Genomic DNA, 21,473 nt, shown 5'->3' with positions numbered 1-21,473 from the left:
TCAGACCTTGACGGCGGGCACCGCCATGGTGACGCGCAGACCCGTCCCCTCGGCGGCGGCCACCGTCAGCCGGCCGCCGCTCGCCTCGAGGAGCGTGCAGGCGACGGAGATCCCGAGCCCGGAGCCGTCGATGTTCTGGTGGCCGGGGCTGCGCCAGAAGCGATCGCCGATGCGGGCGAGCTCCTCAGGCGGCAGGCCGGAGCCCTCGTCGGTGACGCGGATCTCGACGTCGTCGCCGACCTCGGCGACCTCGACGGTGACGGCCGATCCCTCCGGGGAGAACTTCAGCGCGTTGTCGATCACCGCGTCGAAGGCGCTGCCGACGCCGGTGGGGTCGGCTGCGCCGAGCACCGGCCCCTCCCAGCTCCGGCGCACCTCGATGGCGCGCTGGTCGGCGACGATCTGCCAGGCGGTGACGCGTTCGTCGACGAGCACGGCCACGTCGATGGTCTCCACCTCGGAGCCGCCCTCCTCGGCGAGGGCGAGTTCGAGCAGGTCATCGAGGACGCGGGTGAGGCGCTGGGCCTCCTGCCGGAGATCCTGGAGCTCCTCTTCCGACCCCGGGGGCAGGGACAGGGCCAGCCCCTCCAGCCGCAGCATGACGGCGGACAGCGGGTTGCGCAGCTGGTGGGAGGCGTCGGCGACGAAGGCGCGCTGGCGTTCCATCGTGGCCTCCACCTTCTGCACCATCTCGTTGAACGACGTCGTGAGGCGGCGCAGCTCCGGCGGCCCGGTGGCTGCCGGGGCGCGCACGTCGAGCCGTCCGGTCGCGATCGTGTGGGTCGTCGCGTCGAGCGCGCGAACGGGTCGCAGGACCCAGGTGGCCAGCAGGTGGGCGAGCGCCAGGAACAGCAGTACGGCGACCGCCTCGGCGGCGGCGAGCACCGACCAGTCGCCGGTGACGGCGGAACGCATGCGGTCCGTGGACGACACCGTCACCACGGCGCCGATGACGTCGCCGTACCGCGTCACCGGCGCGGTCACGACGAGGGGGCGGTCGTCCCAGGGCCAGATCGTGCGGAATTCGGTGCTGTGCCGACCCGCGAACGCCTGCCGCAGCCCGGCCTCGACGTCGGCCGTCTCATTGCCGGGATAGCCAGGTGTGCTGACCCAGGTCGAGCGCTGCCGGTCGACCACCGCCGCCGACACGCCGTACAGCTGGCGGTAGCGCGTGAGCTCGGAGCCGACGTCCGAGGAGGACGCGCCGATGGGCGCGCCTACGGCGATCGCCGCGAATCGCGTCGTGTCGTCGAGGCGGTCCTGGAACAGCGCCTCCTGGTGCTGCCGGACGATGCTCATGGCCAGCGGGACGCCGAGCGCCAGCAGGCTGCAGATGACGAGGGTGTTGAGTACGAGGATCAGGCGTGCGCGCACGGTCGGATCAGCGTAGCGGAGGTGTGGAGCGCGGGCCCTCGGCCGACGGCTGCTGCGGATCTCCGGCCGACGAACCCGACAGGCGCGGGCTCCCGGCCGACGGCTGCTGCGGTTCCCCGGTCGACGGCCTCGGCAGGCGCGGATTCCCGGCCGACGGATCGTTCGCCTGCGGACTCCCCGTCGACGGGCCCGTCGCCTGGGGAGCACCGGCGGTCGGGTCCGTGGCCGGTGAGCCCCCCGCCGGTGGTCCGCCGTCCGGAGCGACGCGGTAGCCGACTCCCCGCACGGTCTGGATGGCGCCGGGCACCCTCAGCTTGGCGCGCAGCGAGGCGACGTGAACCTCCAGGGTCCGCTGGTTGCCCTGCCAGTTGGTCCGCCACACCTCGCTGATCAGCTGCTCGCGGGGGCAGACGACGCCGGGCTGGCGGGCGAGGACGGCGAGCAGGTCGAACTCCTTGCGGGTCAGGCTCGCGGGCACCCCGTCGACGCTGACGACGCGGCGGAGCCGGTCCAGGTGGATACGCCCGGCGATGAGCGTGCCGGCGGGCGGCTCGGCGGGCCGGGCGCCGTCATGGCGCGCGGTGCGGCGACTGACGACCTGGATCCGCGCGATCAGCTCGCCGACGTCGTACGGCTTGACGACGTAGTCGTCCGCGCCGAGGTGGAGGCCGTGGATCCGGGAGCGCACGTCACCCCGCGCGGTGACCATGATGATGGGGACGTCGCGGACGGCGCGGATGCGGCCGCACAGCTCGAACCCGTCGCGGTCGGGCAGGCCGAGGTCCAGCAGGATGACGTCCGGATCGCTTTCGAGGCGCTCAAGGGCCTCCGCGGCCGTTCGCGCGGGCTCGACCTCGAAGCCGTGCCGCCGGAGCACCGAGCACAGTGCGGCGGCGACGCGCACGTCATCCTCCACGACGAGCAGCCGCATCCACCGCTCCTTCCTGTCCGACGCCACCGACGCCACGTACGTACCGGGATCGTCCAATCGCTCACCGTACCGGCCCGCACGACCGAGGCGCGCGGGGCCCGCTTGGTGAACCGGTCCGGGCCCTCCCGCCTAGGGGACGGGGGGGAACGGGAGGGCCTGGACCGGAGTTTCGGTCAGCCCACCGGGGCCAGGTCTCGCTGCGCGGCCGCCGCTTCGCCCGCGACCTCGCGCGACGGTCCGGCCCAGCCGCTGCGAACACCCCAGGCGTAGAAGGCCAGCGACGTGACGGCGACGACCGCCATGTCCACGCCGTACGGGATCAGGTCGTGGCCGCCGAACTTCGCGCTGCCCAGCGCGGACAGCAGCACCATCCAGGCCAGGTAGACGACGAGCCAGATGCCTGCCTTCAGATGCGGGGCCCAGCCGACGAACCGCTGCCGCCAGCCGTAGAACAGGTAGATCGGCAGGCCGAGAGCCATGATCCCGATCACCTCGCCGGTCAGCGGCCACTTCGACCAGTAGAGGAGCAGCGAGGCGAGCATGAACCCGGCCGGAGCGACGATCTTCAGCGCCGGGGCGCGGGCGGGCCGACGCAGGTCCGGACAGGTCCGGCGCAGCACCATCGCCGACACCGGCCCGGTCACGTACGAGATGACGGTCGCGACCGAGATGACCTCGGCGAGCGAGCCCCAGCCCCGGAACGTGAACAGGAAGACGAAGGAGACGGCCAGGTTGAACCACATCGCCGGCTGCGGGATGCCGTACTTCGGGTGGACGTAGCCGAGGATCTTGGGGAAGTAGCCGTTCTCCTTCATGCCCTGGATCATCCGGGCGGTGGAGGCGGTGTAGGTCATGCCCGTGCCGGACGGGGAGACGAACGCGTCGGCGTACAGGGTGACGGCCAGCCAGTTGAGGTTCCACGCCATCGCCAGGTCGGCGAACGGCGAGTTGAAGTCGATGCCGGACCAGCCGTGGCCGAGCAGGTGACCGGGGACGGCGCCGAGGAACGCCGTCTGCAGGCCCACGTACACGAGCGCCGCGATGACCAGCGCGCCGATCAGCGCGATCGGCACCGAACGACCGGGGTTGCGCGCCTCACCGGCGAGGTTGATCGGGCTCTGGAAACCGTTGTAGGCGAACACCACGCCGGAGGTCGCGATCGCGCTGAGCACCGCCGCCCAGCCGTACGGGGCGAAGCCGCCGTGGTGCGTGAAGTTGGAGCCGTGGAAGCCGGAGGCGATCAGCCCGATGATCGTGAGCGCGGGGACGGCGAACTTGACGATCATGATGAAGTTGTTCGCCATCGCGTACAACTTCACGGTCCAATAATTGAGCAGGAAGTAGACGACGACGAGGACGGCGGCGAGCGCCAGCCCCATCGGATGGAGTTCCTTCCCGTCGTACAGGCCCTTCGCCCAGTGCCACTTCCACGAGCTCATGTACTGGATCGAGGCCTCGGCCTCGATGGGGATGACCGAGACGATCGCGATCCAGTTCGACCAGCCGCCCATGTAGCCGACGAGCGAGCCGTGGGAGTACTGCGCGTACCGGACCATGCCCCCGGACTTGGGGAACAGCGACCCGAGCTCCATGTACGAGAGTCCGATGAGGATCATGATGCCGGCGCCGATGATCCAGGCGAAGAGGGCCGCCGGTCCGGCGACCTTCGCGGCCTTCCAGGATCCGAACAGCCAGCCGGATCCGATGATCGAGCTGAGCCCGACCATGAGGAGCGAGAACGTCCCGAGTCGCCGCCGGATGTCACCGACCGGCGCGGACCCGGATGGGGGTGACGCGTTCGCCATGGATCACTCCATTTTCATTGCGCGCTTTCGCGGGGGAAGAAGGGTCTGTCTCGCGAGATTTGGTCGAGGATCCACCCACCCGGGGACGCGGCCCAAGACGTTTGAGGGAGATCTGAGGTTCCATCCGGGACGTATCGGACACTCCGGATTTTTTGACGGCGCCGGCTTGTAGCGTCCCCGGGCATGTCGGATGCGACGCAGTCTTACGCCTACCTCCACCGCTCCTCGCTGGCCGACGGGCGGCTCGGCCTGGAGACCTCCGGTGGCACCGCGCTGGCCGGCCCGGCGGCCCATCCCCGCTTCTTCTCCGGCTTCCTGACCGACCCGGCTCCGGCCGCCGCCGGCCTGCTCGCGGTCGCCAAGGTGGCCCGGACCCGGTACTTCATGCCGATACAGGAGCGCGTACGCGACCCGGTCGTCACGGCCAACGGCGACCGCCTGCGCTTCGAGTCCTTCTCGGCCTGCTGCGGCGTGTACGCCCGGCTCGACCTGCTGTCCGACGCGCTCGACGGCGAGATGCACGATCGTGGCACCACGAACGTCGACGTGGGCGAGCCGCTCCGCCGGTCGCTCACCCGAATCGGCCGCGACCCGCTGCACCTGGCGGTCGGGCCGGACGAGCTCACCGTGACCACCTTCGACGGCGCCGTCGTGGAGAAGAAGGTCCCGCTCCCACAGCGCTGGCTGCGGGGCTTCGCCGAGGTCCAGGTGATCACCGCGGGCTTCGAGCCCCGTGCCGAACTGTCGGCGACCGAGGCCGTGCGCTTCCTGCGATCCCTCCCGAAGGGCTCACGGGCGAGCGGCGCGCAGTGGGCCGTGCCGTCGGGCCGTTCGTTCCGGCTGACCCCGCGAGCCGCCGCGGGCGCGGTCTGCCTGCCCGGACCACAGCGTCTCGAGGCGCTGGTTCCGTTGCTGCCGTACGCCCGCGCGCTGCGCGTGTACGGTCCGGCGGTACGGCCCGGTGACCTGCCGTGCGCGAGCGCGTGGGAACTCGACCTGCCCGGCATTCGGCTCGTCCTGGCGCTGTCCCCCGAGGTCCGGCGCGGATTCTCCGGCGAGGGCGCGGTGCTCGACGGGCTCACGCGCGATGAGGCCGACGCCGACCTGGTCGGCGCGCTGCTCGCCTTCGAACCACGCGTGGAGGTCGACCTGCTCGCCGACCGGTCGGGCCTGCCCGCCGACCGGGTGCGCCACGCGCTCACCCGGCTCGGCACCGCGGGCCGGGTCGGATTCGACCTCGCGGAGGCGGCCTACTTCCACCGCGAACTGCCGTACGACGCCGGGCTCGCCGAGGCGATGAACCCGCGCCTGGCGAACGCGCGTGCGCTGATCGCCGCGGGCGGCGTACGCCCGGACGGCGACCTGACCGTCGTGGGCGCACAGCGCGTGCGCTTCCAGGACGGCACCGCGTCCTGCACCTGCCCGTGGTGGGCCGACTACCGCGGCAGCCGCGGCAAGTGCAAGCACGTGCTCGCCGCCGAGATCGTCAGGAGAGAGGGCACATGACCCAGCGAAGCGCCGGAAAGCAGAGCACCTACGGTCATGAGGCCGACGCCGGGAGGTCGGCCGGGGTGGGTTGGTCGGGCAAGGCAGGAGGCCCCATGACCGGCTGGGACGACCTGAAGCCTCTGCTCGACGCCGGTGACCTCCGCGCCGTCGCCGAGCTGGCACGCGGGCTGTCGGACGAGGAACGGCGGCCGCTGGTCACGCCGCTGAAGGACTACGAGCGGGAGCTGCGCCGCGACTGGGAGCGCTGGTGGTCGAACAGCGCCACCGCCGTGACCATCGCCGGCGCGGCCTGCCTGTCCGGGGCCACCGCACTCGCCCCCTGGCTGGCCCGCGGCCAACTCGTCGAGCACGCCACGCGGCACGCCCGCCTTAAGACATTCGACGTCGTCGGCGCGGTGCTCGACATCCTGATCGAACGCGACGCCGCCTGGCTGCCGAATTTGGTCGGCCGGCTCGCCGAACGACTGCGCATGCGGAATTGGGACGACAACCACCGGTGGCGGCTCATCAACGGGCTCACCGAGCGCACCGGAATCGATCCGCCGCTGACCGACGGCTTCGTGCTCGGCTTTGTCCAGACGTACTCTTTCACTGGATCGGCCGTGATCGAGAAGGTCCGCCGAGATCAGCGCTGGGCGACGCTGGTGCTTCAGGCGTTCGAGGTCGAGCAGACCGGCGGATGGTTCGGCCAGCCCGGCGACGATGGCTGGCCCTCCACGCTCCTGGCACTGACCGCAGAGGGCCTGGTCGACCGGGACACGCTGCTCGACGCGTGCCTCGGCGCGTTGCAGCGCGGCGGACGCGCCGGCGAGTTTCGCGGCTTCCTGGCCGCGCACGAAGGGGTCGCACCGACGCTCGACGAGCTCGCGGACCGGGCGCGCGACTACGCCGCGCTGCTCCCGGACGGCCCGTCCGCCGTGGCCGGCATGGCGCAGGACGCCCTGTTCCGTCTCGACGACGCCGGGCGGCTCGAGCTCGACACGCTGCTCGACGCGAGCCGGTCCGTGCTGCTGCGCCGCGAGAAGAAGCTCGTCCGCGCCCAGCTCAAACGCCTGGACGCGGTCGCCCGGCGCGGCGACGCGAGCGAGGTCGTCCGCGTGGTCGCGACGGCCTTCGGGCAGGAGGCCGCCGACCTGCAGGAGCGGGCCTTGAACCTGGCGATCGAGCACGCCTCCCCCGACGTGTACGCGGAACTGGCCGAGGCGGCCACTGTGCTTCCCGTCGATTTCAGGAAGCACGCTGCCGAGGCCTTCGGCGGGGACCATCCGTCCGAGCCGGCCGCCCCCGTTTCCGCCCCGCCGGCCTGGTCACCACCGGCGCCGCCGTCACCGATCGGCTCTCCCGGCGAGCTGGCCGAGGAGCTGGCGACGCTGTACACCGGCCTCTACGACGCCGTCGACCCGGTCGCCCTCGAACGCGTGCTCGCCGCGCTGGTGGCGTTCGCCTGGGCCGACCGCACCGCGCTGCGCGACGCGCTCGATCCGGTCATGACGCGGTACCGCATCAGCCCAGGCTTCGCCGCTCCCCCGCGCGACTACTGGTTCCCAGACGAAGCCCGGGAACTGTCGTCGGCCATCGGCGCGGCGGTGACCCCGCCCGCCCCGCACATTGGCGCCTGGGAGCGGCAGTGGCGGAAATGGGAGCGGCGGTGGTGGAAGGCCGTGGACGGACGGCCGTGGGCGGGGCCGGAGCGGGTGCTGATGCTGCGGCTGCACGAGATCGCGACCGGACTCGCGCACGACCCCCGGCCGATGCTGGTGTCCACCCCGACCACGGCCTCCGGCCTGATCGACCCGGCCGAGCTCCTCGACCGGCTGGAGCGCCTCGCCGCCGAATGCCTGGAGCCATGGCCGTTTGACCTCGAACAGGCCCTGCTCCGGTTGCCTCGCGAGGTCGATGACGCCATCGCGGTGCGCGCGCGACGGATCGGCACGGCCGCGGCCACGTGCCTCGCGGACCGGCTCGCGGACGGCGGGCTGCCCCTCCCCGAGCGCACCCGCCACCGTCACGAGTTCGACGCCCGTCACTGGGACGACGAGAAGTACGTCCGTGACCTGGTGACCATGACGCCCCGTGCCCCGGACGGGTCGCTGGCGAGCGTCTTGACCGCGACCTATGAGGCGGACATCCGGCGGGGCTACTCCTCGTACTGGCTGTCGTGCTGGCCCGCCATACTCCCGGCGCACCGCGACATCAGCGCCTCGCACCTGGCCGGGCACCTCGCCGCCCATACCCGGCGCGGCAGCGGGGCCGGCCCGCTGCTGCCGATGCTCGCCGAGGCCGACGGCCCCGTCGGCATGGGGATGACGCTCGCGCTCGCCTACGGTCTCGGCGCCCGCGACCAGGCGGACCGCGCCTGCGCGGTCGACGCCCTCCTCATCCTCGCCGCACGCGAGCGACGTACGGCCGACGCGGGCGGGTCGTCCGCAGGCGGGGAGAACGCGCCCGTGGAAGGGCCGGACGGCACATGCGGCCCCCCGGCCGCCGACGGGCCGGACTGGCCGGCGCTCGGCGGGGAACTGGGGACGATGGCCCGCGACGGTGTGCTGTCGCTCCACCGGGTCGTGCCCGCGCTCACCGACCTGGCGCGGTCGGGGGCCTGGGCGCAGACCTGGGAGATGATCGCGGCCGCGCTCCCGCCCGCCCTCGAGGGCCGCCCGCAGCGCCTCGCCGACCTGCTCGCCCTCGGCGTGGAGGTCGCCGGCGTCGTACGGCCGCGGGAGGGGATTCCCGTGCTCAAGGCCGTCGCCGAACGCGGAGGCTCCAGCCGCCTCGTCGCGGAGGCGCGACGCCTGGCGAACGTCCTCCCCTGACGTCCGAAAGGGATGATGGCACTGTGCTGATTCGCATCGAGGCGTCCCGGCTGCCCGGGCGGGAGTGCGGACAAGCTCCCGGTTTTCCCGGCTACCGCGACATCCACGTCGGCGTGCAGCGGCGTGACCGCCCCGCCGAGCTGCTCGACCTGCACCCCGGCGACGCCCCCTCCGCGGCATGGGAGCTGGAGGTCACCGCCACCGCGGCCGAGGCGGGGTGGGATCTTCGCGGCCCCTACGTCCAGGGTCGTCCGGGTGGCCGGTTCGTCTACCTGTCGTGGGGGAGCGTGAACGACGGCGGGCGGTTCGCGATGTTCCGGCGGGCGAAGCTGTGGTTCGACGCCATCGGCCCGGACGTCCTGGAGGCGGCGGTGCGCGGTGGGTTGTTGGTGGGCCGGCTGGGACTGACCGACGCGCGCGGCCATCCGCTGTGCGCGTCGGTCCGGCCTCCGCTGATCGAATGGTCCGCCGGCTCCTGAACTCCCGGCGTCAGCCGCCCCAGTGACCGAGACGCGCCGTTCCAGCCGGTCGTGGCCGAGGGGTCAGCAGCCGATGCGCGAGGAGCCGACCGCCACGTCGTCGAACCAGAGGGTGTCCCGCGCGCCGCCGTAGCTCTCCCAGCCGAGACGCAGGTCGGTGGGGTGCGGGCGCCAGTTCGCGCGGCTCAGCCACTGGCGGTCGACGTCCGGGGTCGGGGTGCCGTCGAGGTGGAGGCCCGCCACCTCGGTGCCGTTGAGCCAGGTGCTCATGGTGCCGTTCATCCCGTTGATGGCGAACTCCAGGCAGGACCACTGGTTCACGGGCAGCGGCACGCTCATCGCGACCCCGGCGGGGCTCTGCTCGGGCAGCGTCGCGTCGTCGGACTCGCGGTTCCACTGCAGCGCCTGGTTCTGGCCGCCCAGCCGCAGGTGCTTGCCGCCGTCGGCCGCGTCGGTGAGGGTCGTGAAGGCGACGTGGCCGGCCAGCAGCGCCTGCGTGTGCCGGATGTAGTAGCGCACGTAGATGACCGATCCGGCCGCGGCCACGCCCGTCGTGTTGACGGCGAACGCGTGGTCGCAGTAGCTGCCGCCGCCGTCGACGCGGAGCGACGTGCTACCGGTGTGGGCCTGCGTGTGGTCGACGGCCACGGTGCCGCTGCCCTGGCAGTCCGGGTACGACGGCTGCCAGGCTCCGGACGGCGTCGTGCCGGTCTGGCCCTCGAAGCCGTCGCAGAACGCCGCCTGCGGACACGACGTCGGCGTCGTGGGCGTCGGGGTGGGGGTCGGCGTGGGAGTGCCGTCACCGCCACAGCTCGCGCCGTTCAGCGCGAAGTCGCCCGGGACGGCGTTCTGACCGCCGAAGGTCGCCTGGAACCCGAACGTCGTCGACCCGCCGGTCGCGAGCGTGCCGTTGTAGCCGCTGTCGTGGGCCGTGACGGCCTGCCCGGACTGCGTGACCTGGGCGTTCCAGGCCGAGGTGACCTTCTGGTCCCCGGCGAACGTCCAGGTCAGCGTCCAGGTCGTGACGGGCGCGGCGTTGTTGGTGACCGTGACCTGCGCGGTGAAGCCGCCGGTCCACTGGTTGAGGGAGTAGGCCACCGCGCAGGGCGGCGTGGCGGACGCCGACCGGGCTCCCGGCACGCCGAAGGCGAGCGATACCACGAGGACCACGGCCCCGAGCACCGCGGGGATCAATCCGTACGGCCATGAGAGACGCCGGGACGTCGTGGAACGGGGGTTCGCTGGGCCGGTCATGGGCACTCCTCACCAGGGCGGCGCGTACGCACCAGAGTGCGAGCACCTCACCGCCCCGGCAAGGATCTTCCACGTTCTTTCACGACGAGCCGGGACGGCTCAGCGCGTGGGCTTCCAGCCGTGCAGGCGCATCAGGACGGCGGCCACGTGGGCGAAGCGGTCCCCTTCGAGGATCGCGCCCTCCCGCCGGATGTCGTCCTCGTCGAGCTCGAACACGCGGTCCAGCCGCACGTACGAGTCGCGGCCGTCGCGGTCCCACGTTCCCGAGCCCAGCTCCATCCAGTCCGGGTCGTCACTGTGGTCGCGGCTGGACAGCATCATCGCGAGCAGCCGGCGCCCGTGGCGCCCGACGACCAGCAGCGGCCGGTCCTTCCCGCGCGCCGGGTCCTCCTCGTAGGGCACCCACGCCCAGACGATCTCGCCGGGGTCCGCGAGCCCGTCCAGGTCCGGGGAGTACTCCAGAGTCGCGGCCCGCTCAGGGGTGTAGATCTCCCGCACCACACCGCGGGCCGGCCGCGGGTCTTCACCATGATCGAACATCCGGGCAGCCTATCCGGCCTGGTCCGCTGCCGTTCCCTCGGCCGGGGAGCACTCCGGACGGTGACCGAGGCGGAGACCGGCGATCATCTGGGCGATGTACGCGTCGTCCGCGGGCGCCTCGCCGAGCAGCGTCTTCGTGAAGACGTGGTTGAGGCAGGCACCGAGAAGGAGGTGGGCGGCCGCCGTGCAGTCGACGTCCGGCGCGATCCGCCCGAGCTCGCGCTCCGCCGCGAGGTAGCTCGCGACGGCCTCGTACGCCGCCTGCGGACCCAGGTCATGGGTCTGGAAGACCTGCCGGAGCCGCATCAGCTGGTCCGGGTTGGCGAAGACCGACACCTTCGCGGCCAGGATCCCCGTGTAGAAGCCGATGGTCGCCTGCGCGGCGGGAGCCAGGTTGCCGGCGACGTCGCCTTCGCCGACCCGCGAGCCCAGATCCTTCATGACGCGCGCGTAGACGGGCAGCCGGTCCTGCAGAAGGGCCAGGTAGAGGGTCACCGCGGACTGGTCGTCCGCCGCCACCCGACCGGCGACCGGAGCGCCATGCATGATGTCGGCGGCCGCTCCGAGCACCTGATGCCGTACGGCGTCGCCGTGACCGCCCGTCGCCGAGGTCCACGCCGATTGATCATCGGATTCCATGACGCACAAGGATCTTGTGGAGAACCCGCCCCGTCAACGCGAACGTTCCAAGTACCGCAGAGCCACCCCGTCATCGCAGTCCTGCGACGACGGAGCGGGCCAAAAACGAAGTCGACTCCAAAATTGATATGCATTGCAAGATTGGACTCGGTTACGATGACGCCGTGACAGAGGGGCTACGGGAGCGGAAGAAGCGCTGGACCCGGCAGCGCGTCTCCGAGGTCGCCACCGGCCTGTTCGTGGAGCGCGGGTTCGACAACGTCACGATCGCCGAGGTCGCCGCAGCGGCGGACGTGTCCATCAATACGGTCTACAACTACTTCGACGCCAAGGAGGACCTCGTTCTCCATCCGGAGGAGGCCTCGCCGCAGCGGCTCGCCGACATCGTGCGGGAGCGCGGCCCCGGCGAGTCCGCCGCCCAGGCGGTGCTGACACGGCTTCGTGAAGAGGTGCGCCGCCGGGACCGCAGCTTGGGGCTGACCGAGGGCTTCGGCCGGGTCTTCGAGATGATGCGGGCCGCTCCCACTCTCACCGCCCGGCTGGGCGACCTGGGCCGCCAGATGACCGAGGCTCTCGCCGTCGTGCTCGTCGAGGAGACCGGGGCGGCGCCGCACGACCCGCTGCCCCGCGTCGCAGCCGCTCAGATCGGCTGGTTCCACGCACTGGTCTTCGCCGAGATCGGCGAACGCGTCACAGCGGGTCAGGGCCCCGACGTGATCGCCAAGGCGGTCCTCGAGCTCCTCGACACCGTCGAGGAGCTGCTCGGTGAACGCCTTCTCACCTACGCCGTACGAGAGGACCCGCCGTGTTCAGAGTGACGATCCGCGGCACGTTCGACGGACTGAGCGATGCCGACCTCGACGGCGCCGATCCCTTCGTGGCGGCCTTCACCGAGGCCGGGACCTTCACCAGCGACAGCAGTCTCTCGGCGTTCACCTTCCGGTGCCAGGTGCCGGCGGGCCCGGACGACGGCGAGCAGGAGGCCGCCCAACGGGCCATCGCGGCGCTCGACGCGCACGGATACCCCTACCGGATCCTCCGCGTGGCGGTGACGGACATGCGCGACATCAAGATCCGCCGGAAAGGCCGACGGCGGTGACCGGAGACAACGGTACGAGCACAGCTGCGCGATGACGAAAGGACCGACACCGTGGCGGACATCGACCGGAGTACAGAGCGCGCCGGTGCGGCGATGCAGGCCTACACCCTCTCGGCCGACGGCTGGCGAGCCGGCCCGAGCGAGAATCTGCGGGTCCTGCTCTCGGACCTGATGCACTGGTGTGACGCCACCCAACACGACTTCGGGCAGATCCTCGCATCGGCCCGCCACCGATATGAGGAGGAGAAGGACAGGTTCACCGACCGACGGTGAACCAAGTCCCGTGGCGCCGGGGCCTCTCGGCTCGTCGAGCAGCGCCACCGCGAGATCAAGTGATACGCATCGTCTTGACTTCCTCCTCCTCGTAAACGAGGGGGATTCCTACGGCTCGCGCCGTGGGGCTTCCTGCTTCAGCACCGACAGCCCCGTCCGGGAGGACTCCCGTTGAGGTCTTACACCGGCTCCACAGGCCGACACCGCCAGTCCGGCGGTCAGAAGGTTCTTCGCTGCGTTCACGTCCCGGTCATGGGTCGTGCCGCAGTCGCACGTCCAGGTGTGGACGCTGAGCGGCATCTTCTGTTGCAGGGTGCCGCAGGTAGAGCACAGCTTGGAGGAAGGGAACCAGCGGTCGACCGCGATCACCTCGCGGCCGTACCAGGCGGCCTTGTACTCCAGCAGGCTCCGGAACTCCGACCACGCCGCATCTGAGATCGCCCGGGACAGTTTGCCGTTCTTCAGCAGGTTCCGGACGGTGAGGTCCTCGATCACGAGCGTTTGGTTTTCACGCACGAGTCGAGTGGTGAGCTTGTGCAGGTGGTCACGCCTGCGGTCGGCGATCCGGGCGTAGATCTTGGCGACCTTACGGCGGGCCTTGGCCCGATTCGCGCCATCGCCCTTGGCCTTACGGGCAAGGCGCCGCTGGGCCAGGGCGAGGCGGGTGCGGTTGCGGCGCTCATGGCGGGGGTTGGCGATCTTCTCTCCGGTGGAGAGGGTGAGTAGGTGGTCCAAACCCGCGTCGATTCCAACCGCCTGACCGTTCGCGGGCAGCGGCTGCACGCCAGGGTCATCGACCAGGAGGGAGACGAACCAGCGGCCCGCGTTGTCCTGGGACACGGTCACGGTCGAGGGAATCGCGCCCTCCGGGAGGGGACGCGACCAGACAATGTCCAGCGGCTCGTTCATCTTCGCCAGCGTCAGGTCGCCGTCCCGGAACCTAAACCCGCTGGTGGTGTACTCCGCGCTCTTGCGGGACTTCTTCCGCGACTTGAACCGCGGATACTTCGCCCGCTTGGCAAAGAAGTTGGTGAACGCGCCTTGCAGGTGCCGCAGCACCTGCTGCAGCGGAACCGAGGAGACCTCGTTGAGGTACGCCAGTTCCTCGGTCTTCTTCCACGCCGTCAGCATTGCCGACGTGGCGTTGTAGTTGACCCGCTCCTGCCGCAGCGCCCACGCCTCGGTACGAGCGGTCAGCGCCATGTTGTAGACCTTCCGCACGCATCCGAACGTCCGGGCAAGCTCAGCGGCCTGCTCGGGGGTCGGGTAGAAGCGGTACTTGAATGCCCGCTTCACGTGCACGGCCTTCACGTCTCACAAACTAACATGCCGATTTGTAAGACGCGCGCGGAATCGCCCTGACGGCGATTCGGCTATCCCTGCCCTGCTCCGCAGCAGTCCCATCCTTCCCCGCCTGAAGGCAGGGTCTTCCCGGAGGTCTTCGATGAACTCCTCGTGGTGATGGAGACGGGGGCGGTCACGGCCTCCGGGCGCCGCCTGGCCGGGGTCTGGCCGGCCAGCGTGCCGCCGAGGGCGAGGGCCATGCCCACCAGCTGCAGCGGGGTCAGGGCCTGGCCGAGAGCCGCCCAGCCGATGACGGCCGCGGACAGCGGGCTGAGCAGGGCGAGGAAGGACACCGAGGTGGCGGGGAGCCGGGAGATGCCGCGGAACCACAGCCAGTACGCCGTGGCCGTGCCGACGACTCCGAGGTAGACGTAGCCGCCGACGGCGCGCCCGTCGAGGGCGGGCGGCGGGCCCTCGACGAGGAGGGCGACGGGCACGAGCAGCAGCCCGCCGGCGGTGAGCTGCCAGGCGGTGATAGTGAGCGGCCCCACCCCTTCGGGACGGCCCCAGCGCTTGGTGAGCACCGTGCCCGCCGACATCGACGCGGCCCCGGCCAGTCCGGCGAGCACTCCCACCACGTCGAGCCGCGCGTCGGCACGCAGGACGACGAGGCCCACCCCCGCCAGCCCCGTCAGGGCCGCCAGCAGCCTGCGGGCGGCCGGCCGCTCGGCGAGCAGCAGGGCCGCGAAACCGAGGGCGAAGAGAGGCCCTCCGGCGCCGAGCACCGCCGCGACGCCGCCGGGCAGCCGGTAGGCGGCCAGGAAGAGCAGGGGGAAGAACGCGCCGATGTTCAGCAGGCCCAGCACCGTCGCCCGCCAGATCCACGCGCCGCGCGGGAGGACGCGGGTGACGGCGAGCAGCGCCAGTCCGGCGGGCAGCGCCCGCATCGTCGCGGTGAACAACGGGCGGCCGGGCGGCAGGAACTCGGTGGTGACCGCGTAGGTCGACCCCCAGGTGAGGGGGGTGAGCGCGGTGAGGGCCAGGTCGCGGGCGTTCGGTAGGGAGGCGCCGCGCCGGGCGGTGAGGGCGACCACGAGATAACTCCTTATTAAGAATCTCAACGTTGAAATATCATCATGACGGTATGCTCAACGTCAAGTAGATGAACGTTGAGATTGTTTGCGTTGAGAGGTGTGCTCGATGAGCGATGCGGTGGACCGGATCCTCGCCCAGTGGCGGAGCGAGCGCCCCGACGTCGACGTCTGGCCCATGGGGGTCATCGGCCGGATCACCCGACTGTCACGGGTCCTGGACCGGGAGCTGAAGGAGTTCTTCGCCGGTCACGGCCTCGAACACTGGGAGTTCGACGTCCTGGCCACTCTCCGCCGGTCCGGCCCCCCGTACGAGCTGACGGCGGGCGCCCTCAACCGGGCCGCCATGGTGACCTCCGGGGCGATCACCAACCGGATCGACCGCCTCTCCACCCGTGGACTGGTCGAGCGGGTCCCGGACGAGGAGGATCGGCGGTCCGTACGGGTCCGGTTGACCGACCGCGGCCGGGCGCTGGTCGACGAGGCCCTCGGCCTCCACGTCGCGAACGAGGTCCGCCTGCTCGGCGCGCTGGCCCCGGACGACCGCGACCGGCTGGCGGATCTGCTCCGCGGCCTGCTCGAGTCCCTGGGCGACACTTCCATCGATTAGGACACGCCCAGACCCCCACATCCGGAAATCCCGGACGCTAGGGTAAAGCTCCGGTAAATCGACACCTGTCCGTCATGGCGCACCGACCGAGCGTCACGACCGGTCCGGGACGACGTTTCCGTCCCCAGGGGGGATCACATCGACGTGCAGATCGGCAACTGGCCGACCTTCCACAACGTGCCGATCGGGCGGTGACCGGGATACGGCGCGGTTCCCTCCTCGCCGGCGCGGCGCTCGCGCCGGCGCTGCTGTTCCTGCCCGGGGCGGCGAGCGCGGGCGACGTCCCCGACGCGAACCTCCGGCAGTCCGTCCAGTCCATCGCCGTGACGGACGGCGTACGCGACATCGACCTCGGTCACTCGGTCATCCCGCTGGAGGAGAAGGAGACGAAGGGCGGGGACATCACCGTGCGGATCGCCGCCGACGTCCTGTTCGACTTCGGCAAGGCGACGCTGACCGACGTCGCGCGGCGCCGGATCGCCGAGATCGCGAAACAGATCCACGGGCCGGTGCGCGTCGCCGGGTTCACCGACGCGATCGGCTCCCCCACGCAGAACCGCACGCTCTCGCAGCAGCGGGCCGAGGCGGTGCGCGCCGAGCTCGCCGGGCACGTCAAGGTGACGGTCACCGCGGTCGGCTACGGCGAGGCGCGTCCGGCCGCGCCGAACCGGACGCCGGACGGCAAGGACGACCCCGTCGGCCGCGCCAAGAACCGCCGCGTGGAGATCTCCTACAAGCAGTAGCTCACGTCGTGTCGAAGCAGCCGTCGAACTCCCACAGCGGGTTGGTGACGGTCGCGCCGTCCGCCGCGACGATCATCTGCTGGCCGTTCAGGTCCGCCGGGCCGTCGCCGTCCGCGGAGTAGCAGCCGTTCGTCTGGACGTGCAGCTGGTACGACGCGGTCTCCGGAACGGCCGGTCCGGCGTTGAACCAGGTCACCGAACAGGTCCAGTCGTTGCCCGCGCCCTGGTCCGGAGTGGACGGCCCGCCCTTGGCGCAGGACGCCTTCGCGCGCATCGACGCCGCCGTCACCGTACGGCCCCGCAGGGACTGCTGGAGCACGTAGAGGTTGGCGAATGTCGGCGCGACGGCGGTGTTCAGCCGGTCGCGGGTGATGCCGGACGATCCACAGCCGGTGGTCGCCAGCAGTACGGCCGCGAGCGCGGCGGTCGCTCCCCATCGCATGGTCTCAGCCCTCGGTGATGTCACGGCGGCGCAGCAGCGCGTGCGCGCCGACGACGCAGACGACGAAGTACACGGCGCTGACGACGATGCCCAATGCCAGCGGCCAGGCGAACGACGGCTCGGCGAACAGGCCGTGCCAGGTCCCGAACGCCGTGGTCGGCAGCAGTATCCGGACGACCTCCGGAGCGTTGACCAGCGACGCCAGTTGCAGTGCCAGGCCGACGACGACCGGGCCGCCGACGCCGACCGCGCTGTTCCGGCTCGCGACCGACAGCAGCAGCCCGAAGGCGGTGAACGCCAGGACGGGTGGCAGCACCGTCGCCCAGGCGGTCAGCACCAGGGCCGTGCAGTGTCCGGGCTGAAGGAGCGTCCCGGACAGTCCGATCAGCGGCTGCCGGCCGACCAGCAGCACCCCCGCGGCCAGGCTGGACAGCGCCACGAGCACGGTCATCGCCACGGAGTACGTCATGGCGGCGAGCGCCTTGCCGGTGAAGATCTGCGAGCGGCTCCGGGACCGGGTCAGGATGGTCTTCCAGGTGCCGTACCGGTCCTCGCAGGAGAAGATGTCGCCGGCGACGACACTGGTGAGGGCCGGGAGCGCCCACTGGCCGGCGAAGCCGAGCACGACGAGCGGGATCGCGAAGCCGGAGTCGTGCACCCACCGGCCGAACAGAGTGTCCTGCGGGGTGTTGCTCTGGACGTTCAGCGCCGACACGAACAGGAACGGGGCCAGCAGGCACCCGATCGCCGCGACCTGGACCTTCACCTGCCGGACGAGCTTGGCCAGCTCGCACCGGTAGACGACCCACGATCCACCGCGCGCGGCCGTACGGGCTTCGGGGGGCGCCGCGACCGCCGTCATCGGGTCGCCTCCTCGGGGACGCGCTCGGTCGCCTCGTCGGGTTCGTCCTCGGTGAGCGCGAAGAACAGCGCTTCGAGCGGAGAGGACTCCAGGTCGAGGCGGCGTACGGCGACGTCGGCCTGGCCGAGCGCGATGACGTAGCCGTCCAGGTTGCCGCGCTGGGCGTGGACGAGCAGTTCGTCGCCGGCGACGGCGGCGGCGATCCCCTGCGTGTCACGGGCGAGCTCCAGCGCGCGCTCGTCGTCGCTGGTCGCGAGCCGGAACGCCGGGTCCGGGGCGCGCCGGCGGAGGATGCCCATCGACCCGTCGAAGACCACCTCGCCCCTGCGCATGATCGTCACGTTGTCGCAGAGCTCCTCGACCTCGGCCATGTCGTGGCTGCTCAGCAGCACGGTGACCCCGTCGGCGGCAAGCCTGGCGACGAGGGCGCGCATGTCGCGCATCCCGGCCGGGTCCAGGCCGCTCGCCGGCTCGTCGAGGATCAGCAGGCGGGGATCGCGCAGGAGCGCCGCCGCGATGCCGAGCCGCTGGCGCATGCCGACCGAGTAACCGCCGACCTTCGCGCCGGCCTGGTCGCGCAGGTCGACGAGGTCGAGGGCGTCGTCGATCCGGCTCGCGGCGGAGCCGCCGTCCAGCTCGGCCAGCAGCGCCAGATTGCGGCGGCCGGAAAGGTAGGGATAAAAGCGCGGGCTCTCGACGAAGCCGGCGACTCCGTCGAGCATGCGCGCGCCGAATTCGTCCCGGGGGCGGCCGAGGACGCGAATGGTGCCCCCGTCGGGCCGTACCAGGCCCATGAGCATGGTGAGCAGCGTCGTCTTTCCGGCGCCGTTGGGCCCGAGCATTCCATGGACCCGGCCGGGGCCGACCACAAGGTCGACCCCGGCGACGGCCACCGTCTCCTCGAAGCGCTTGGTCAGGCCGAGCGCCTCGATCGCCGGTGAGAAGGAGTGATCCATCGTGTTATCGAGACCTCATCAGTTCGCCTTGTGCGGTGCCTGAGCGCGGCTTGACGGAATGTCATTGTCCACGCTGCCCGTCACCGTCGTCTGCGGGAACTTCTTGAGCACCTCTTCCGGAGTCATGACCTTGGAGTCACCCGGGTACGGCCGCTTCCAGCCGGTCGTGGCGTACCAGGTGAGCCGGTTGAACGGGGCGAACGCCAGCTGGTCCTCGGACTTGAAGTTCTGCTTCTCCGACCAGGCGAGCCAGGCCTTCTGCATCGGGTCCGTGGCCTGCGCCGCCGTCCCGTTCATCGTGTCGAGCGGGATCTGGTTCGGCAGCGCGGTGTACGGGGTGAAGTCGGGCCGGTCGGTGAACGCCCCGTACATCGGCTCGGCCGCCATGTCGAGCTGGTTCATCGGCGGAAGGCCGAGGATCTGCTCGATCGTACGGACGACGTTGAGCTGGCTGTAGTAGGTGTGGTCGACCACGCCCCGCTTGGCGTACGGGCTGGCGATCAGCGTGACGTTGCGGTGGCCGTCGACGTGGTCGATGCCGTTCTGGGAGTCATCCTCGACGACGAAGACCGCGCTGTCCTTCCAGTACTTCGAGTGCGAGATCGCGTCGACGATGCGGCCCGTCGCCAGGTCGTTGTCGGCGACCATCGCCGACGGCGTCGGGTAGCCCTTGTTCAGGCCGTTGGTGTGGTCGTCCATCACCCACAGCATGTTGAGCGCGGGCAGCTTCCCGTTCTTCTCGTACTGCTGCAGATCCCGCGTGAACAGGTCCGCGCGGTACTGGTCGGTGATGTTCGTCTGGAAGTTCGGGAAGTCACGCGACAGGACCTTGTCGAGTGATGGCACGTCGGCCGTGGTCTGGCAGTAGCCGACCGGCACATGCGGCGTGCCCGTCGCCTTGCCCTCGAGGATCTGCGAGTCCTTGTACCAGTCCGCCCACGTGCCGGGGCAGACCGCTCCGCCCGGGGCGTTCCAGAACTCGGCGTACTCGCCCCAGACGTGCGCGGTCAGGCCGTGCGCCTGCGCGTTGTCCCACAGGAACCCGGACTTGGGGTAGACCATCGCGTCCGGCTGCCCGTAGTCGCGGATGTAGTTGGCGTAGGACCGCTCGAGGTAGTCGTTGACGAAGCCCGCGTCGAGCCAGGTGTGGCCGACCGCCGAGTTGGTGCCGTCGGAGTACAGGTTGTCGATCAGCGGGAACTGCTGGGCGAGGGCGTGGATGTTCGGCGTGGTCTTCTGGCCGAACTGCGCGAACGCCGGGTTTCCGTTGCCGCGCGGGTCGTCGCCGAGGACCTGGTCGTACGTCCGGTTCTCCTTCACGATCATGAACACGTGCTTGATCTTCGAAGGGTCGCCGACGCGGAGCGGCAGGGCGGTCGGCTGCGTGCGCCGGGAGCCCTTCTTGTTCCGGGCCTTCAGGCCGAGCCACTGGTTGTTGCGGAAGACCTGGGCGGTGTACTTGGCGATCTGCGCCCGCGTCGGCCGGTCGACGAGGCCGATCGTGCCGACGTCGGCGTACACCTGCCGGCCGGTCGCGGGCGTCGTGCCCGGGCCCTCGCTGATGGTCCCGTCCTTGCCGAGCGCCCCGACGCCCGCCTGGTTCGCCACGACGAGCTTGTTCAGCGTGGCGTTCCAGTGCAGCGTGCCCGGGTACCAGGCCGTCGGGATCAGCCCGTCGAAGGCGACCGGCCGGCGCGCGCCGCGGTACTCGTACACCGCGAGGGCGTTGTTCCGGCCGAGGCTGACGACGAGGTGCGACGAGTCGATGAACTCCAGCGCGTTGGGCGAGCTGCCGAACGGCTGCCCGGGCAGCGGGTTGACGTTGAACGTCTGGGTGACCCGCTGGGCGGCCGTGTCGATGACGGACACCGTGTCGTCGCTGGAGTTGGTGACGAGCACCTCGGTGCCGTGCGCGAGCAGGCTGCTCGGGTCCAGGCCGAGCCGGTACGTCTTGACGACCTCGTTCGTGGCGAGGTCGACCTCGGAGACGGTGCCGGTGCTCGCCCGGCCGTCGACCTCGTCGGCGACCACCGGCGAGTCGTAGCTGAGGTTGGTGAAGTCGCCGTCGGCCGGCTACGGCCGCCCTCGTTGCTGACGAACGCGTGGTTCCCCACGACGACCACGTCCCGGGGCGCGACACCGACGGACGTCTGGGCGGTCAGCGTACTCGTGGCGGGGTCGAGTACGCCGAGCCGGTCCCATCCGTCCAGCACGACCAGGATGTGACTGCCGTCCGGAGTCCAGGCCAGGTCCGTCGGCAGGGGCTGTGCCGCGGCACCGGTGGCGTCCTTCGGAACGTTGGCGTCGGCCGGCGGCTTGATGACGCTCGGGCTGCTCAGCGTGCCGTCGGCGGCGACGGCGAACTTCAGGATGTCGCCGCCCTGCGCGGCGTAGAGGGTGTTGCCGTCCTTGGAATAGAGCAGGCCGCCGACGCCGACGTTGCCGCTGCCGGTGCCCTTCGGCGGGGTGTACTGCTGCAGGACCTTCTGACCGGCCAGGTCGACGACCGTGAACAGGCCCGCACCGGACTTGGTCAGGTCGACGGCGGTCTTGCCGTCCGGGCGTACGGCCAGGTCCATCGGGCGGCCGGACTGTTCGATGCTGACGCCCGCCGGGGTGACGTATTGGTTGTCGGGGGTGAGTACGGATCCGTCAGCCTGCCGTCCGACCAAATGGTCGGCCAACGGTTTGTTCTGATTGGTCACGCCTGCGGCGAATGCCGCCGTGGACGTGACCAGGGCCATGGCAATGCCGAGTACCGGCATTGAC

Annotated in this window: 21 protein-coding genes; 9 read left to right on the top strand and 12 right to left on the bottom strand. The window is 71.0% G+C overall.

Translation table 11 applies throughout. The annotated features are described in order from the left end of the window. The 3 genes from ACYVF7_RS12310 to ACYVF7_RS12300 all read right to left on the bottom strand — a co-directional run bounded on the left by ACYVF7_RS12310 (nucleotide 1) and on the right by ACYVF7_RS12300 (nucleotide 4,110). On the bottom strand, nucleotides 1-1,374 hold the full coding sequence (locus ACYVF7_RS12310) for a sensor histidine kinase (protein WP_460338991.1): 1,374 nt from the start codon (nucleotides 1,372-1,374) through the stop codon (nucleotides 1-3). Nucleotides 1,375-1,381: 7 nt separating this feature from the next. Further along, the gene (locus ACYVF7_RS12305) at nucleotides 1,382-2,305 is read right to left on the bottom strand and encodes a response regulator transcription factor (protein ID WP_460338989.1); all 924 of its coding nucleotides are present in this window, start codon (nucleotides 2,303-2,305) and stop codon (nucleotides 1,382-1,384) included. Between the two features lie 173 nt (nucleotides 2,306-2,478). Continuing rightward, the gene (locus tag ACYVF7_RS12300) at nucleotides 2,479-4,110 is read right to left on the bottom strand and encodes an APC family permease (protein ID WP_460338987.1); all 1,632 of its coding nucleotides are present in this window, start codon (nucleotides 4,108-4,110) and stop codon (nucleotides 2,479-2,481) included. Between the two features lie 183 nt (nucleotides 4,111-4,293). On the opposite strand from ACYVF7_RS12300, the gene ACYVF7_RS12295 reads away from it, so the two are divergent. The 3 genes from ACYVF7_RS12295 to ACYVF7_RS12285 are packed head-to-tail and all read left to right on the top strand — an operon-like array spanning nucleotide 4,294 to nucleotide 8,911. Beyond that, nucleotides 4,294-5,616 carry an SWIM zinc finger family protein gene (locus ACYVF7_RS12295; RefSeq protein ID WP_460338985.1) on the top strand — a complete coding sequence of 441 codons (1,323 nt, stop codon included), beginning with the start codon at nucleotides 4,294-4,296 and terminating at the stop codon, nucleotides 5,614-5,616. Then, on the top strand, nucleotides 5,613-8,432 hold the full coding sequence (locus tag ACYVF7_RS12290; RefSeq protein ID WP_460338983.1) for a hypothetical protein: 2,820 nt from the start codon (nucleotides 5,613-5,615) through the stop codon (nucleotides 8,430-8,432). Before ACYVF7_RS12295 ends, ACYVF7_RS12290 begins: the two co-directional genes overlap by 4 nt. A gap of 23 nt (nucleotides 8,433-8,455) precedes the next feature. Next, entirely contained in the window at nucleotides 8,456-8,911 is a 456-nt protein-coding gene (locus ACYVF7_RS12285; protein ID WP_460338981.1) for a DUF5990 family protein, read from the top strand. A gap of 63 nt (nucleotides 8,912-8,974) precedes the next feature. Here ACYVF7_RS12285 and ACYVF7_RS12280 read toward each other — a convergent pair whose 3' ends face one another. The 3 genes from ACYVF7_RS12280 to ACYVF7_RS12270 all read right to left on the bottom strand — a co-directional run bounded on the left by ACYVF7_RS12280 (nucleotide 8,975) and on the right by ACYVF7_RS12270 (nucleotide 11,344). Next, entirely contained in the window at nucleotides 8,975-10,165 is a 1,191-nt protein-coding gene (locus ACYVF7_RS12280) for a cellulose-binding domain-containing protein (RefSeq protein ID WP_460338979.1), read from the bottom strand. Nucleotides 10,166-10,264: 99 nt separating this feature from the next. After that, nucleotides 10,265-10,705 (bottom strand): type II toxin-antitoxin system PemK/MazF family toxin, encoded by a 441-nt coding sequence (locus ACYVF7_RS12275; RefSeq protein WP_460338977.1) that lies wholly within the window; start codon nucleotides 10,703-10,705, stop codon nucleotides 10,265-10,267. Nucleotides 10,706-10,714: 9 nt separating this feature from the next. After that, a complete protein-coding gene (locus tag ACYVF7_RS12270; protein ID WP_460338975.1) occupies nucleotides 10,715-11,344 on the bottom strand; it encodes a TetR/AcrR family transcriptional regulator C-terminal domain-containing protein in 630 nt (209 codons plus the stop codon). Between the two features lie 164 nt (nucleotides 11,345-11,508). On the opposite strand from ACYVF7_RS12270, the gene ACYVF7_RS12265 reads away from it, so the two are divergent. Genes ACYVF7_RS12265 through ACYVF7_RS12255 form a run of 3 tightly spaced genes read left to right on the top strand, consistent with a single transcriptional unit; the run spans nucleotide 11,509 to nucleotide 12,716 of the window. Then, nucleotides 11,509-12,162, top strand: a complete 654-nt coding sequence (locus tag ACYVF7_RS12265; protein WP_460338973.1) for a TetR/AcrR family transcriptional regulator — start codon at nucleotides 11,509-11,511, stop codon at nucleotides 12,160-12,162. Then, nucleotides 12,150-12,443: a DUF6204 family protein gene (locus ACYVF7_RS12260; protein ID WP_460338972.1), complete on the top strand. Its 294-nt coding sequence runs from the start codon at nucleotides 12,150-12,152 to the stop codon at nucleotides 12,441-12,443. The genes ACYVF7_RS12265 and ACYVF7_RS12260 overlap by 13 nt, the downstream gene beginning before the upstream one ends. Nucleotides 12,444-12,494: 51 nt before the next feature. Continuing rightward, complete coding sequence (locus tag ACYVF7_RS12255) at nucleotides 12,495-12,716, top strand: hypothetical protein (protein WP_460338970.1); 222 nt, start codon at nucleotides 12,495-12,497, stop codon at nucleotides 12,714-12,716. Nucleotides 12,717-12,824: 108 nt separating this feature from the next. Here the strand turns inward: ACYVF7_RS12255 and ACYVF7_RS12250 are convergent, their stop codons facing one another. Both ACYVF7_RS12250 and ACYVF7_RS12245 read right to left on the bottom strand, forming a co-directional pair. Further along, the gene (locus ACYVF7_RS12250) at nucleotides 12,825-14,027 is read right to left on the bottom strand and encodes an RNA-guided endonuclease InsQ/TnpB family protein (RefSeq protein ID WP_460338968.1); all 1,203 of its coding nucleotides are present in this window, start codon (nucleotides 14,025-14,027) and stop codon (nucleotides 12,825-12,827) included. A 62-nt stretch (nucleotides 14,028-14,089) separates the two neighbouring features. Further along, the gene (locus ACYVF7_RS12245) at nucleotides 14,090-15,094 is read right to left on the bottom strand and encodes an EamA family transporter (protein ID WP_460338966.1); all 1,005 of its coding nucleotides are present in this window, start codon (nucleotides 15,092-15,094) and stop codon (nucleotides 14,090-14,092) included. Between the two features lie 106 nt (nucleotides 15,095-15,200). Here ACYVF7_RS12245 and ACYVF7_RS12240 point away from each other — a divergent pair, with 106 nt between their 5' ends. Then, nucleotides 15,201-15,701 carry a MarR family winged helix-turn-helix transcriptional regulator gene (locus ACYVF7_RS12240; RefSeq protein ID WP_460338964.1) on the top strand — a complete coding sequence of 167 codons (501 nt, stop codon included), beginning with the start codon at nucleotides 15,201-15,203 and terminating at the stop codon, nucleotides 15,699-15,701. Between the two features lie 191 nt (nucleotides 15,702-15,892). Further along, nucleotides 15,893-16,444, top strand: a complete 552-nt coding sequence (locus ACYVF7_RS12235) for an OmpA family protein (protein ID WP_460338962.1) — start codon at nucleotides 15,893-15,895, stop codon at nucleotides 16,442-16,444. Nucleotide 16,445: 1 nt separating this feature from the next. Here the strand turns inward: ACYVF7_RS12235 and ACYVF7_RS12230 are convergent, their stop codons facing one another. The 4 genes from ACYVF7_RS12230 to ACYVF7_RS12215 are packed head-to-tail and all read right to left on the bottom strand — an operon-like array spanning nucleotide 16,446 to nucleotide 20,735. Continuing rightward, nucleotides 16,446-16,886, bottom strand: a complete 441-nt coding sequence (locus ACYVF7_RS12230) for a hypothetical protein (RefSeq protein WP_460338960.1) — start codon at nucleotides 16,884-16,886, stop codon at nucleotides 16,446-16,448. 4 nt (nucleotides 16,887-16,890) lie between these two features. Then, nucleotides 16,891-17,748, bottom strand: coding sequence for an ABC transporter permease (locus ACYVF7_RS12225; protein ID WP_460338958.1), 858 nt, complete (start codon nucleotides 17,746-17,748; stop codon nucleotides 16,891-16,893). After that, nucleotides 17,745-18,704, bottom strand: a complete 960-nt coding sequence (locus tag ACYVF7_RS12220; protein WP_460338956.1) for an ABC transporter ATP-binding protein — start codon at nucleotides 18,702-18,704, stop codon at nucleotides 17,745-17,747. Before ACYVF7_RS12220 ends, ACYVF7_RS12225 begins: the two co-directional genes overlap by 4 nt. An 18-nt stretch (nucleotides 18,705-18,722) precedes the next feature. Continuing rightward, nucleotides 18,723-20,735, bottom strand: a complete 2,013-nt coding sequence (locus tag ACYVF7_RS12215; RefSeq protein ID WP_460338954.1) for a bifunctional YncE family protein/alkaline phosphatase family protein — start codon at nucleotides 20,733-20,735, stop codon at nucleotides 18,723-18,725. Nucleotides 20,736-20,806: 71 nt separating this feature from the next. On the opposite strand from ACYVF7_RS12215, the gene ACYVF7_RS12210 reads away from it, so the two are divergent. Beyond that, nucleotides 20,807-21,472 carry a hypothetical protein gene (locus ACYVF7_RS12210; RefSeq protein ID WP_460338952.1) on the top strand — a complete coding sequence of 222 codons (666 nt, stop codon included), beginning with the start codon at nucleotides 20,807-20,809 and terminating at the stop codon, nucleotides 21,470-21,472. Nucleotide 21,473 lies beyond the last annotated feature (1 nt).

This window comes from Actinoallomurus acanthiterrae, from assembly GCF_054775715.1.
Note: the sequence above shows the minus strand (reverse complement) of the source record. Positions and strands in the feature narration are given on the sequence as shown.

Coding starts and splice junctions, on each gene's coding strand:
- ACYVF7_RS12305 (WP_460338989.1), bottom strand. CDS start 2,305: ATGCGGCTGCTCGTCGTGGAGGATGACGTGCGCGTCGCCGCCGCACTG.
- ACYVF7_RS12300 (WP_460338987.1), bottom strand. CDS start 4,110: ATGGCGAACGCGTCACCCCCATCCGGGTCCGCGCCGGTCGGTGACATC.
- ACYVF7_RS12295 (WP_460338985.1), top strand. CDS start 4,294: ATGTCGGATGCGACGCAGTCTTACGCCTACCTCCACCGCTCCTCGCTG.
- ACYVF7_RS12290 (WP_460338983.1), top strand. CDS start 5,613: ATGACCCAGCGAAGCGCCGGAAAGCAGAGCACCTACGGTCATGAGGCC.
- ACYVF7_RS12280 (WP_460338979.1), bottom strand. CDS start 10,165: ATGACCGGCCCAGCGAACCCCCGTTCCACGACGTCCCGGCGTCTCTCA.
- ACYVF7_RS12275 (WP_460338977.1), bottom strand. CDS start 10,705: ATGTTCGATCATGGTGAAGACCCGCGGCCGGCCCGCGGTGTGGTGCGG.
- ACYVF7_RS12270 (WP_460338975.1), bottom strand. CDS start 11,344: ATGGAATCCGATGATCAATCGGCGTGGACCTCGGCGACGGGCGGTCAC.
- ACYVF7_RS12240 (WP_460338964.1), top strand. CDS start 15,201: ATGAGCGATGCGGTGGACCGGATCCTCGCCCAGTGGCGGAGCGAGCGC.
- ACYVF7_RS12230 (WP_460338960.1), bottom strand. CDS start 16,886: ATGCGATGGGGAGCGACCGCCGCGCTCGCGGCCGTACTGCTGGCGACC.
- ACYVF7_RS12225 (WP_460338958.1), bottom strand. CDS start 17,748: ATGACGGCGGTCGCGGCGCCCCCCGAAGCCCGTACGGCCGCGCGCGGT.
- ACYVF7_RS12220 (WP_460338956.1), bottom strand. CDS start 18,704: ATGGATCACTCCTTCTCACCGGCGATCGAGGCGCTCGGCCTGACCAAG.